Source organism: Vibrio sp. SS-MA-C1-2, from assembly GCF_021513135.1.
Classification (GTDB): Bacteria; Pseudomonadota; Gammaproteobacteria; order Enterobacterales; family Vibrionaceae.
The window spans coordinates 1,575,284-1,588,924 of the sequence record NZ_CP090981.1; the positions used below are offsets into that span (position 1 = coordinate 1,575,284).

Below are 13,641 nucleotides of genomic sequence, written 5' to 3' on the forward strand. Positions count from 1 at the left end.
AGTCAATAAAAAACCGATAGTTTACACTTTCCATCAGCGATAATATGGAGAGTGTAATATCGGTTTTTTAATCGCTTCATTTAAATAACTATTGTGATGCCATGTTCTTTTGTGCTGCCAGTTTGGTTTTAATAAAGTCTTGGTGATCGACATAAATTAATTCTGCAACCTGACGAATAATTGCCTCTTCTTGAGGGTCTAATATGCCATCAGCATAAGCGACTTGCCACATTGCATTAATAAATTCGATTTTTAGACTAATATCAATGTCACGCAATTTATTAGTAAATTGAAATAATGAAACCACTTGCTGTTGATCTTTTTCACTGTTTTCAACCAGAGTTTTAGCTTCTTGTTGGTCGATATTTAACAGTCCTGTTAATAATCGAATTTGAGAGTTCCGTTCATCATCTGCAATATCATGGTCTGCGGCTGAAACTTGGCAAAGTAACCCTGCCATTGCTTGCCGTAAACTTTGACTATCGACTGCGCCACTATCTCCATTACTGTCAGAAAGAACCTGACGTAGTAGCGATTTTAATTGTACAAACATGATGACCTCAATATAAAAAACATTCCAATCGACGAATAGCTAAAAGTGTAGATCATATCAACTGAGATTCATATTAATTTAAACCCATTAGCATGCATCTGTGGATTATTTGACCGTTATTAAAGGGGGGCTACTGAGGATATACGACAGCTTGGTTTTGCTGTGTTAAACTAGCGCCCAGAAAATTATATTGACGATTATACCTTTCATACTTGAAGTCGCTAGGTTGTTGGCTGCACTCTCTCGCCCCAATCATATAGTACACCTATACTCATGGGGCCTCACTCACTTGCCGCCTACTAGCAACTCCAATTATTTTAGGTATAATTAAAAATAACCCTTCTCTTTGTTTAATTCATTTCGTTTTAGGACGGGTTGTTATGACTTAAATAAGAAGAGTATTTAAGGGGTCACTCATTACTATCAAGTTGTAGGGCGCATTTTGACCGATACTCCATCTCCATTACATTTCTCTACGCTAAAGCAAGCGATACAGAACACCATGATCCGCGACCGTTTTCGTCTCAATAAACGGTTATTTGGCGCATCTAAAATTAAGAAGCCAGAATCACAACAAGCCGTTTTTGCTGAGATCAATCAAGATATTGAACGCTCAATGGCGACGGCTGAGCGCCGAGCAACTAATCGGCCAAAGATTACTTATCCGGAATTATTGCCTGTTAGTCAGAAAAAAGATGACATCGCAGAGGCAATTCGCGATAACCAAGTGGTGATTATTGCGGGTGAAACAGGATCAGGTAAAACAACTCAGATCCCTAAAATCTGTATGGAACTAGGTCGTGGCCAATTTGGAATGATTGGTCATACTCAGCCACGTCGTTTGGCTGCGAGAACGGTAGCGAGCCGAATTGCTGAAGAGTTAGAGTGTGAGCTTGGCTCTTATGTAGGTTATAAAGTTCGATTTAACGATCAAGTTTCTGACCAAAGCCAAGTTAAATTGATGACCGATGGTATCTTACTTGCTGAGATTCAAAATGACCGTTATTTAAACCAATATGACACCATTATTATCGATGAAGCTCACGAACGAAGCTTAAATATCGATTTTATTTTGGGTTATCTACGTGAGATTTTACCCAAGCGCCCTGATCTTAAGTTAATTATCACTTCAGCAACCATTGATCCCGAGCGTTTCTCAAAGCATTTCCGAAATGCACCGATCATTGAAGTTTCTGGTCGTACGTTCCCAGTCGAAGTCCGTTACCGTCCCGTTATGGAAGACGGTGGCGAAAGCGATCGTGATCAACTTGAAGCAATCTTTGATGCGGTTGATGAACTGTGTGATGAAGGTCTAGGGGATATCCTGATCTTTATGAATGGCGAGCGAGAGATCCGGGATACTGCCGATGCTTTAGTGAAACGGAAGTTACGCGATACTGAAGTGCTGCCGCTCTATGCACGTCTTTCTGCAGGGGAGCAGAATAAGATTTTCCAATCCCACCGTGGTCGTCGAATTATTTTATCAACCAATGTGGCAGAAACGTCATTAACGGTTCCGGGGATCAAGTACGTTATCGACCCGGGAACTGCCCGCATTAGTCGTTATAGTTTCCGCACCAAAGTTCAACGTTTACCGATAGAAGCGATTTCTCAGGCCAGTGCTAACCAGCGTAAAGGTCGTTGTGGACGTGTGGCTGAAGGTATCTGTATCCGTCTTTACTCTGAAGAGGATTTTGTTTCACGTCCTGAGTTTACCGATCCTGAAATTTTACGTACTAACTTAGCATCGGTAATTTTGCAGATGACCTCGTTAGGTTTAGGTGACATTGAAGCGTTCCCCTTTGTTGAAGCACCAGATAGCCGGAACATTAATGATGGTGTTCGTCTGCTTGAAGAGCTCGGAGCCATTAATAGTAAAGCCAAAGATCCACGTAAACGTCTGACTCAAATGGGACGTAAACTGGCTCGTTTACCGATTGATCCACGTTTGGCTCGTATGGTGCTTGAAGCCCCACAGCAGAACTCATTGCAAGAGATCATGGTGGTAGCTTCTGCGCTTTCAATTCAAGATCCGCGTGAACGTCCATCAGATAAGCAGCAACAATCTGATGAAAAACATCGTCGATTTTATGATAAAGAGTCTGACTTTATAACTTTTATTAATCTTTGGAATTACATCAAAGAGCAGCAAAAAGCGCTTTCTCATTCCCAATTTAGAAAGCTTTGTCGTACGGATTATTTAAACTATCTTCGTATTCGTGAGTGGCAAGATGTCTATTTCCAAGTTAGCCAAGTGATGCGTGAGTTGGATTATCATATCTCTGATCAAGCGGCAGATTATCAGTCTATCCATGTTTCATTGCTTGCTGGCATGCTTTCTCATATTGGTCTTCGAGATCCAGAGAAGAATGAATATCAAGGGGCGAGAAATGCCCGCTTTAATATCTTTCCTGGATCGGGCATCTTTAAGAAACAGCCAAAATGGGTGATGGTGGCTGAACTGGTCGAAACCTCAAAGTTATGGGGACGTGTTGCCGCCAAAATTCAGCCTGAATGGGTAGAAAATCTTGCGCAACATCTAGTTAAGCGTAACTACAGTGAACCACATTGGGAGAAGAAATCTGCGGCAGTTTCTGCGTTTGAGAAAGTGATGTTATACGGCATTGCGCTAATTCCAAAACGTAAAATTAACTACAGCGCGATTGATCCGACGGTATGTCGTGAGATCTTTATTCGTTCAGCGTTAGTGGAAGGGGATTGGGAAACCAAACATAAATTCTTCCGTCAAAATAGAAAACTCTTAGCGGAAGTTGAAGAGTTAGAGCATAAATCTCGTCGTCGTGATATTTTGGTTGATGATGAAGCCTTGTTTGAGTTTTACGATCAACGATTAGATTTAGAGATTGTTTCTGGTCGTCATTTTGATAGTTGGTGGAAAAAGGCGAGAGCGGAAAATCCTGAATTATTAGATTTCGAGCGAGAGATGTTGTTTAGAGGTGATGCCTCTCACATTACCGATCTTGATTATCCTAATTTCTGGCATCAAGGCAATTTAAAGCTGAAGTTAAGTTATCAGTTTGAGCCGGGTGAAGACAGTGATGGTGTGACGGTACATATTCCATTGCCGATTTTAAACCAAGTTGAAACAGACGGTTTTGATTGGCAGATCCCGGGGTTACGTCAAGAATTAGTGATTGCATTAATCAAATCGCTACCAAAAACGGTACGTCGTAACTTTGTCCCTGCACCAAATTATGCGGATGCCTTTTTAGCACGGGTGGAAGCAATGGAAGCACCGTTGTTAGATTCGTTAGAAAAAGAACTTCGTCGAATGACTGGAGTGACGATTCTACGTGAAGATTGGCATCCAGAGCAGTTAACAGATCACCTTAAAGTCACTTATCGCGTGGTTGATCATAAAAACCGTAAACTAAAAGAGAGTAAAGATCTTTACAGTTTAAAAGAGGGCTTAAAAGAGCAGGTACAAGAGACATTATCACAAGTTGCGGATGATGATATCGAACAGTCGGGGCTGAAAACGTGGTCTTTTGGTGAACTCCCGATCTGTTATCAGCAAAAACGTGGTGGTTTTGAAGTGAAAGCTTACCCTGCGTTAGTCGATAATAAAGATTCGGTGGCGATTAAGCTGTTTGAAACAGAAGAAGAGCAAAAAAATGCCATGCAACAAGGTCAGCGCCGTTTGATCTTATTAAATGTTCCATCGCCAATTAAGTACTTGCATGCGAATTTGCCGAATAAGTCAAAGCTAGGGCTCTACTTTAACTCTTATGGTCGCGTATTGGACCTGATTGATGATTGTATCGCATGTGGTATTGATAAATTGATCGAAGAGAAGGGCGGGTTAGTTCAAGATTCGGATAAATTCTTAGCATTGAAAGAGCATATTCGTGGTGAGCTTGGCGATACAGTGGTTGAAATTGCCCAACAAGTTGAGCAGATCTTAACCATGGCATTTAATATCAATAAGAAGTTAAAAGGGCGTGTAGATTTCACTATGGCTTTTGCACTCTCTGATATTAAAGCGCAAATGGACAGCTTAATATTTAAAGGCTTTGCGACAGAGTGTGGGTGGCGTCGACTTCCTGATATTTTACGTTATATGAAGGCGATTGAGCGACGTTTGGAGAAGTTACCGATTGATCCCAATCGTGATCGCTTGCATATCATCAAAATTGAGTCAGCAGTCAATGACTATAAAGAGTTATTGAATAAAATACCTAAAGGTCAACCAATTCCAAATGCGGTGAAAGAGATCCGTTGGATGATTGAAGAGCTACGTGTCAGCTTCTTTGCTCAACAATTGGGTACACCTTATCCTATTTCCGATAAGCGGATTAAGATGGCCATCAGCGAGTGTTAATAGGTTAAGGGTCTATACCTAAAATAATTGGAGTTGTTAGTAGGCGGCAAGAGAGTAAGTCCCATCAGTATAGGTGTACTATATGTATATGATTGGGGCGAGCGAGTACAGTCAACAACCTAGCGACTTCAAGTATGAAGGGTATAATGGATGACACTGAAAGGGTCATTTAGAAGGACAGGCTAGTTTAGTTCTTCAAGGTAATCCATTCAGTGTCATTTTTTTCAAAAATTTAGTCGGTAATGGCTAAACTTTCTTTCTCAACCTGACGTTGTTGAGCTTTTCTATTTTGTAGCATATTGATATTTAGTTTCATTGCTAAAGAGGTGATTAATGCCACCACAAAGAAAGCCGAGAATACATACAACGTACTGCCATAACTCCCCGTACTGTCTTTAACATAAGCAATAATAATTGGTCCCGCTAATCCTGCAAATGCCCAAGCCGTAAGAATGTAGCCATGGATTGCACCAAGCTGTTTAGTACCAAAAATATCGCCAATATAAGCTGGAATACAAGAGAAGCCACCACCGTAACAGGTCATAATATAATAGAGCATCGCTTGAAACAGTAGAATATTCGTTAATCCAGGTAATAGGTAGAAAGCGATGATTTGGGTTGTGAAGAATGCAATATAGACTACCGGACGGGTTAAATAGTCTGAAGCACTGGCCCAAATAAATCGTCCAACACCATTAAAGACCCCCATTAAACCGACGGCTGATGCTGCAGCGATTGCTGTGATTCCTGTGATCTCCTGTAATAGTGGCGATGCAACACCAATGACCGCAATACCACAGGTTACGTTAATAAACAGCATAATCCAAAGCCCATAAAAACGAGGTGTTTTTATCGCGTCATTGGCGGATAGGTTCTCTAAGTCGACTTTAAGCTCTTTTTGCCCCGTAGCCACGGCAGCTTTAAAATGTTCAGGCATATAATTAGCTGGTGGAGGGGCTAAATATTGTGCAGCACTGATCATCACTACAAAGTAAATTGAACCTAAGATAAAGAATGTCGACGCGATACCAAAAGAGCCAATAAGCAGTGCAATAGCGGGTCCTGAAATGGCAGACGCAAAGCCAAATCCCATAATGGCGAGACCTGTTGCTAAACCACGTTTATCTGGGAACCACTTAACTAAAGTAGAAACTGGGGCAATATAACCAATACCTAAACCACAACCCCCCAATACACCATAAGTGAAATAGAGCATCATTTTTGATTCAATTGAAATGGCAAATCCGGAACCAATTGTCCCTAATCCAAATAGAATTGCGGATAAACAAGCAGCGGCTTTTGGTCCTCGACGTTCAACAAAACGCCCCATAATGGCAGCAGATAACCCTAAAAAGAAGATAGCAACTGAAAAGGTAGTCGTGACTTCAGTTAAACTCCAGCCCATTGCGGACTGAATCGGTCGACTGTACACACTCCAAGCATAAACGGAACCAATACAGACATGAATGGCAACGGCAGAAAGCGCCATTAACCAACGGTTTTTAATATTTTTTTGCATAACAAATCCTTCCAAAAATCCATATATATGGACTAAAATCTGAATAATTATTAATCTATGAATTATGAAATAGGTTATTTCACTTATCCCCATGCGATGGCACAACTAGATCAGAGGTTATTGGATGGTTGCTATTAACTCACGTTAAAGCAGATCTAAATTTTATTGATATTTCCTTCTTATTTGAAGCTCTTTAAGGTTGAATTAATTCGCTAGGAAGCATGGCACTGGATTTTTTTTCTTGCAACAAAAACCAGATTAATTACATGGTCTTTCATGTTTACATCTATTTTTTGTGAGAGGGTTTAAACTATTTGCTACTTTTTATCGCTCAAAATTAAGCCTTTTATTTCATATTTAAGAATCAGAACTATGATTAAAAGAATAAAGATATAAAGAGAATCCAGATGAAAAAATTTATTATATTTTGTTTATTATTATTGACGGGTTGTGTTAGTAAACCTGAGAGTGTTGAGCCTGTGAAGGGGTTTGAGCTAGATAAATACCTAGGAAAATGGTATGAAATTGCGCGTTTAGATCACTCATTTGAACGTTCAATGGAACAAGTGACAGCCAGTTATTCGCTACGACCAGATGGTGGGGTACGGGTTATCAATCGAGGCTTTAGTCTTGATGAAAATAAATGGAAAGAAGCTGAAGGGAAAGCATATTTTGTTGAAGATAAAGAGACGGGTTATCTAAAAGTTTCTTTCTTTGGCCCTTTTTATGGTAGCTATATTATTTTTAATTTAGATAAAGAAAATTATCAATACGCTTTTGTTTCAAGCTATAACCATGACTATTTATGGCTGCTATCAAGAACACCCACCATTGAGAGAGAGTTAATGGAGCGTTTTGTTGTTGAAGCAAAAGCATTAGGTTTTAATACCGATAATTTAATTATTGTATCGCAAGAGAGTGTTATCCCAGATGAGAAATCGTCAAGTAATTAACTGCTTTAGCCTATAATTGTTGAAACTGGCAAAGTATGCAGGCATCAAAAGTAGCTTATATTTTGATGCCTATTTTTAGAAATGTTTCCGGTTATTGGTGATTATTTCTTAATTCAACTTGTGCTTGATATAAAGATTGAGGAAAGACAGGTTGACCATTACTTTCGACATAAGCCTGTAACTTATCCTGCGAGGGAACAGAAGTATAAGCTGCAGTGCCATTTTCAATCATCTTCTCAACATAATTAGCTTGAGGCGCGAAAGTTATTTCATTGCCAGTCATCCCAATAATGTAAGGCATAATCACTCTACCGTAGATTCCATCATCCTTCATAAACATAAATTGTTCCATAGGTTCTCCAGTATTCACTGGATTCCAGAATGTTAATCCTTGAAGATGATTGGGTTGATTTGAAGATGATGCGCCCCAGCGTCCGTAAATCCATCCCCCTTCATATTATCAAAGAGAGTATCAATAGATTGCTCACCGTGTAAATCAATCGAGCTGGTCGCCGTATAGGTACTATTAAGATAGACATTACCAATCGAGTATTTAGATACACCAGGAGAGTGCCAAGAACCTGCAGTATCGGTAATACCGTCAATTAAATTGTAGTTACCATACATAATGGTGAAAGCTAAATGACCAGCATTACCCGTTGTTTCAATGTTCTTGGCGGTCACATTAAAAGTATTATATAAAACCCCACCTTGACTAAAGTCTTTAATCTCAATGTTTCGTAACCATGAATTATGTAAATTTTTCATTGATAGCATACTGTAGCCACTATCATGAATATAATCCTCGTGGTGGACAAACTCTTGATGCCAATTACCTTGTATGGTGAGATCTTCAATACCGATGTTAGATAGAGAATTAACCGTTTTTAAAACCCAATTGTCTTTTTCAGCGTCAATATCATGAGCGATAGGCGTGTGAAAAGTAATCGTATTGCCATCAATTGATTTGATTAAATGCTTCTCTATCTTCTTTAAACCTTTTGTTAAATTAGCCCAAACTGCCGTTTGTAAATGACTCTCTTTTTTATACTCTAGTAAATAAGGAGCAATGGCATCTTCAATGGCTTCTGCCCTTTCAACAAGTGATTCAATTTGAACACTATCACCCACGTTGAATTGGTCACCATCCTCTACTGTGATAGAGAATGAGGAATATCGAGTATTATTATCGATAATTTTTGATGTCACTGTTTCTTCTAATGAGGAAGATTTGGCACCAACTTGTAATAAATGAGGGGTTGTCCATTTTTTACTTGGGTTCTCTGGTAATAGGTGAACTTGATTAAATAACGTTGTGACTCCTTTACCTGAACCTTTAATGACAATATTATCAATATCAATAAAAATAGGTTGTTCATTTTTGACTTGTTCTAGATAGTCTTCACTATTCTCATCTATAGCAGCAAGGTCTGCTTCAGAATTAATGATAAATTTACCTTCGGAGAAAAGTAGAATAGCCGTTCTAGTTTCACCATTATCTCTATCGGATTTTATCGTCGAAATTGTATTTTTGATGCTTGTTTTATCACTGATATTATCGTTAGCAACTGCACCAAAGTCGGTCACATTATATATCTTAAATAGCTCTGGGTTAGCCTGAATATATTCTAATGAGGTATCAATATCATCAATATTACTCTCTCCAAATTTGTATCCTGCAAAAGAGTAATCTGCTATAACGTCTTTTTTATCTAAATTAGAACTTAAATCATATAATCCTGTTTTTTCATCCCGAGAATCAATAAAGTTAGTCCAATAAACAGACGTTTCATTACAGCCAGATAAAGTAAGTAATATGATCGAAGAAAGGAGTGTTTTTTTCATAGTAATTAATTTCCCATAATTAATTTAGTGAACTTAAGTCTATTTATTTCGTGTATTGAATAATATATTTCAAATTGTCAGAGGATTATTGGCTGTATGGTAATCATTAAACATGGTTAAAAGGGCCATGTGATGCAGAAAAGGAAACCAACTTAATTATTGTAATTATTTTGTGATGCAGGTTGGGTAAATGTGAATTTATTGTTTCAGTGTTACATTGTTACTTTTCTAAGCGAAAAAGCCTGCTGGATTAATAAATGTAATACAGCAGGCCTAGATATAAGTTTTACTTATTAATTTTTTATAAGCGGTATTTTATTTGAACCACCCTTCAACTTGGAAGCCGATAACGACATCGGTATCATTATTCTGACCAAAAGAGTTATCATGATCGAAGTCTTTAAAGTAAGAGACATAGGCACGTAGTTCAGGTCTAGCCCAGAAGCTCTCGCCAACAGACCATGCTTGCGCTAAGGTTACTTTAGTTCCTGAATCGCTAACATCTTTGCCACTTTCAGAGTCAAAATAACCTAACTCCATAATGGTTTTGTTATGTTTGTCCCACTTATATTCAGGGCGAGCGACGATAGAAAAGGTTGTTTTATCTTCCGTTTGATCATATTCAACATCGTCAATTGAAGAGGTGTAGTAAATAGAGTGAGCGATAGATATAGATTGATTAATGTTAACTAAGCCATGGTTCATTACGCGATAAGCTGATGAATCATCAGGGGTATTGATAAAGAAGTTTTTACCCGCATGGTCTTTGAATAGCGCACTTGAAAAGCCATTAGTACCGTATTGCAGAACGGTTTCATTAAATCCCCACGCTTTATCTTTATGGCGAACAATCGCGGTCGCTAAAAGACCATTATTGGTGTTGGTTTTTTCTCCTTCGACAAAATCAGGGCTATCATTTGGTACACCATAATCTAAACCGACTTCAAGTTGTGCATGATTCCAAAGATTAATTCCTTTGTATCGAATATCAAAAATATTGACGTTGACGACTTGTTTATCATTCTCACAGTTTTCAGTACAGTCAAAGTCTAAATCCGTTTCCTGATCACTTTTATCCGATCGGATCGCAGACATTGATAATAACCCGTCACCTAATGGGATATAATCAATACCGGCACCAGAGCCAGACACATTCCAATAATATGTATCAATAATATGGACATCATGACGCTGGTTATAACGTTTACCCATCCAAACGGTTGAATCAGGAAGGGCAGTGAATAGACCTTTAACTGCAACGTTTAGTTCTTTAAACATAAAGTCAGTATCATCATCATTCATTGACTCCCAGTCATTAGAACCATTTGATTGGTAGACTAAACGAGACTGAAAGTAGGCATCGTATTTATCATCATTATAAAGATCAGCCCCCAAGCCTAAACCCAAGTAGAGATCATTTTCATTTCCTAAACGCCCCACTTTTTGGTGGTTCCATTTTTTATATTCATCTGTGTTATTTGATGAACCAGCACCAGCACGATAATAAGCCGACATATCAATATTATCGATTGCCATTGCTGAATTCATGCTCATTAATAAAGGTAATGCAATAAGTACTTTATTTAACTTTGCTACTTTCATTTTTATTCGTCCATTTGTTGTTGTTATTTTTAAACTAAATGGAAAATGAATATATGAACATGAGTATTTCATTTCGATCATGTAAATAACGAACATGAAGAAAGAAGTGATAACCAAGTCACAATTGAATTAATTCCTTATCAATCTTTCTATTTTATTACTTGGATCACATAAATTAGAATTCAAATGACATAAAACAGCTATTGTTTCTTTTTATCGGTGTTTTGTTTTTTTTCTTCATGGATAAAGTGTGGTGGATTCTATTTAATATATCCCTATCAGTTGGCAATATATTATTTATACGTTTTAAAGGAATGAATATGAATGTATCTAGTTACGATATTGGAGCGATAGTCTTCTATTTCATCTTTATGGTGTCATTGGGCTTTGTATTCCGTAAACAAGTTTCAAACACCAGTGAGTATTTCCGTGGGGGCGGTAAAATGATTTGGTGGATGGGTGGCGCAAGTGCTTTTATGACAACGTTTAGTGCATGGACTTTCACTGGTGCTGCGGGTAAAGCATATATTGATGGCTTTACGGTTGTTTGGATTTTCATCTTCAATATTGTTGGTTACCTCGTTTGTGCTCGCATTTTTGCTCCCCGTTTTAGACAGATGCGTGTAATTACTCCGATGGAAGCAATCAGACAGCGTTTTGGTGCTAAAACAGAGCGCTTCTATACTGTTGTTTATATGATTACCGGTTTAATGGGGGGCTCGATCACTCTTTATGCAGTTTCTATCTTTATTTCAGCTATTCTTGGATGGGACATTCAGTTTGCCATCATCATTACAGGTGCGGCTGTTGTATTAATGACAGTGACAGGCGGTGCTTGGGCGGTGGTATCTAGTGACTTCCTACAAGCGATGTTGATTGTTGCAATTAGTGTGGTGACCTTTGTCGCGGTGCTGAATAACGTTGATAATATTTCAGAAATCACTAACCATTGGAGTGGTGATAGTAGCTTCTGGACTGGACACGGTGTTAACTTCCAAGAGATCTTCTTGCTTTGGGTTGGTGCTATCTTAATTCAGCGTGTGATTGATATGAACAACATCGGTCAATCAGTTCGTTTCTTATGTGTTAAAGATTCGGCTCAAGCACGTAAAGCGGCTTACTTCACGGCGGCATTATTTGCACTAGGTAGTGTTATGTGGTTCCTTCCTCCAATGTGGGCGGCAGGTGCACTTCCTGATTTAGCGACAATGTATCCACAGCTTGGTGGTAAAGCAAACCAAGCGGCATATTTAGCTGTGGTACAGACTCTATTACCAGCAGGTATGGTTGGTTTAGTTGTATCAGCAATGTTTGCTGCAACAATGTCAACACTCGATTCTCGTATTAACTTTGTAACTGCATCATTTGTTAAATCGGTTTATAAGCCAATTATCAATAAGAATGCATCAGAAAAAGATGAGCTTCGCGTAAGTAAAATTGCAACGATGGTGATGGGCTGTATCGTTATCGTTTGTGCGCTTTTCTTAAATGAACTTCGCGGCATTAGCTTGTTCTCGATGATGATTTTGTTCGCTGGTTTAGTGAATATCCCGATGATGATTCCACAAACATTCTGTATGTTCGTTAAGCGTATTCCTGATTGGGCTGGCTGGGCAACGGTACTATTTGGTTTCACAGTTAGTATCATTAGTAACAGTGTATTCAATGCTCAGTGGGTTTCTGAGATGATCGGAACAAGCATGACCGGACGTGAGCTTAAAGATTTAGGTGTGGTTATTACCCAGTTTATGCATGCTATCTTAACGGTCGGTTTCTTCTTCTCAACCATGTTGTTCTATAAAGCCCCTGTTGGTGAGCGTAAAGCAGAAGTTGAGAAATTCTTTGAAAATCAGCGTACACCGGTAGTTTCAGCGCCAGGAATGGATGAGTCGGATGTGATGCAGTGTCGTGTATTAGGGCGTTTAACCTTAATCTTTGGTGCAGTAATCACTGGGTTCTATCTACTGCCGAATGATAATGCTCATTACTTCTTAATTTGTGGGGTGTTTATTTTAGCTGTCGGAGGCATGATTTACTCTAAAAGCTTGACCAAGGTAAAGCCCGAACTTGCTGAGGCATAAGATAAAAAAATAACGATTAAAGCATCTACATTGGTAGGTGCTTTTCTTGGTTATTGGTATTGAATATATACTTATACCCAAAGTAATTGGCGTTGCTAGTCGTCGGCAAGTGAATGAGATCCCATGAATATAGGCGCTCTATATGATTGGGGAAAATGAGCACAGTCAACAACTTAGCAACTTTAAGTAAGAAGGGGATAAAGGGGGTTCAAATAGATATTGAAAATGGATATTTAGTAGCACAAATACTGAGTGGGGTAAGTTATATCCTAGGTATTCTGATGTTTAAGCAAAAAGATGATAAAAAATTAAAAATTATGATGATTATTTTTAACGTTAATCACATGATTCATTTTATTTTCTTGGGTGCTATTATTTCAGCCATTAGCTCTATTGTTAACATATTGAGAACTCTTGGTTCTATCTATTTCAAATCAAAGTTAATTGTTGCACTGTTTATTTTTATTAGTGTAGTATCTAGTTTATATTTATATGAAACACCACTTCAGTTAATGGCTACAGTAGGGACATGTGTTGGAACTTACTCAATTTATCAGCTTACAGGCATTAAATTAAGAGTAGGGTTATTAATGGGTTCATGCTTTTGGCTTATAAATAATATTTATGTTGGTTCGATTGGAGGAACTCTCTTAGAGTTAACTTTAATTATTGTCAATATTATCACAATTATAAAAATGGGCATTGAAAGACCTTCAATACCTTTAAAAGAACAATAAAGGATTTTA

Annotated in this window: 7 protein-coding genes and 1 pseudogene; 4 read left to right on the forward strand and 4 right to left on the reverse strand. The window is 38.3% G+C overall.

Annotation, left to right across the window (positions count from 1 at the left end; all coding sequences use genetic code 11):
• Window positions 1-88: 88 nt before the first annotated feature.
• Complete coding sequence (locus L0B53_RS11695; protein WP_235059769.1) at window positions 89-553, reverse strand: TerB family tellurite resistance protein; 465 nt, start codon at window positions 551-553, stop codon at window positions 89-91.
• Between the two features lie 442 nt (window positions 554-995).
• Here L0B53_RS11695 and hrpA point away from each other — a divergent pair, with 442 nt between their 5' ends.
• Window positions 996-4,895 carry an ATP-dependent RNA helicase HrpA gene (gene hrpA, locus L0B53_RS11700; RefSeq protein WP_260115546.1) on the forward strand — a complete coding sequence of 1,300 codons (3,900 nt, stop codon included), beginning with the start codon at window positions 996-998 and terminating at the stop codon, window positions 4,893-4,895.
• 232 nt (window positions 4,896-5,127) lie between these two features.
• Here hrpA and L0B53_RS11705 read toward each other — a convergent pair whose 3' ends face one another.
• Window positions 5,128-6,414 carry an OFA family MFS transporter gene (locus L0B53_RS11705; RefSeq protein ID WP_235059770.1) on the reverse strand — a complete coding sequence of 429 codons (1,287 nt, stop codon included), beginning with the start codon at window positions 6,412-6,414 and terminating at the stop codon, window positions 5,128-5,130.
• A 407-nt stretch (window positions 6,415-6,821) separates the two neighbouring features.
• Between L0B53_RS11705 and L0B53_RS11710 the strand changes: the two genes are divergently transcribed.
• Window positions 6,822-7,367: a lipocalin family protein gene (locus L0B53_RS11710; RefSeq protein ID WP_235059771.1), complete on the forward strand. Its 546-nt coding sequence runs from the start codon at window positions 6,822-6,824 to the stop codon at window positions 7,365-7,367.
• A 91-nt stretch (window positions 7,368-7,458) separates the two neighbouring features.
• Here the strand turns inward: L0B53_RS11710 and L0B53_RS11720 are convergent.
• Window positions 7,459-9,212, reverse strand: a pseudogene (locus L0B53_RS11720) (DUF4955 domain-containing protein).
• A gap of 315 nt (window positions 9,213-9,527) precedes the next feature.
• Complete coding sequence (locus tag L0B53_RS11725; RefSeq protein ID WP_235059773.1) at window positions 9,528-10,814, reverse strand: carbohydrate porin; 1,287 nt, start codon at window positions 10,812-10,814, stop codon at window positions 9,528-9,530.
• Between the two features lie 320 nt (window positions 10,815-11,134).
• Here L0B53_RS11725 and L0B53_RS11730 point away from each other — a divergent pair, with 320 nt between their 5' ends.
• Together L0B53_RS11730 and L0B53_RS11735 are read left to right on the forward strand one after the other, a co-directional pair.
• A complete protein-coding gene (locus L0B53_RS11730; RefSeq protein ID WP_235059774.1) occupies window positions 11,135-12,895 on the forward strand; it encodes a sodium:solute symporter family transporter in 1,761 nt (586 codons plus the stop codon).
• Between the two features lie 155 nt (window positions 12,896-13,050).
• Entirely contained in the window at window positions 13,051-13,632 is a 582-nt protein-coding gene (locus L0B53_RS11735; protein WP_235059775.1) for a YgjV family protein, read from the forward strand.
• Window positions 13,633-13,641: the final 9 nt, after the last annotated feature.

Coding starts and splice junctions, on each gene's coding strand:
- L0B53_RS11730 (WP_235059774.1), top strand. CDS start 11,135: ATGAATGTATCTAGTTACGATATTGGAGCGATAGTCTTCTATTTCATC.
- L0B53_RS11695 (WP_235059769.1), bottom strand. CDS start 553: ATGTTTGTACAATTAAAATCGCTACTACGTCAGGTTCTTTCTGACAGT.
- L0B53_RS11735 (WP_235059775.1), top strand. CDS start 13,051: ATGAGCACAGTCAACAACTTAGCAACTTTAAGTAAGAAGGGGATAAAG.
- L0B53_RS11705 (WP_235059770.1), bottom strand. CDS start 6,414: ATGCAAAAAAATATTAAAAACCGTTGGTTAATGGCGCTTTCTGCCGTT.
- L0B53_RS11710 (WP_235059771.1), top strand. CDS start 6,822: ATGAAAAAATTTATTATATTTTGTTTATTATTATTGACGGGTTGTGTT.
- L0B53_RS11725 (WP_235059773.1), bottom strand. CDS start 10,814: ATGAAAGTAGCAAAGTTAAATAAAGTACTTATTGCATTACCTTTATTA.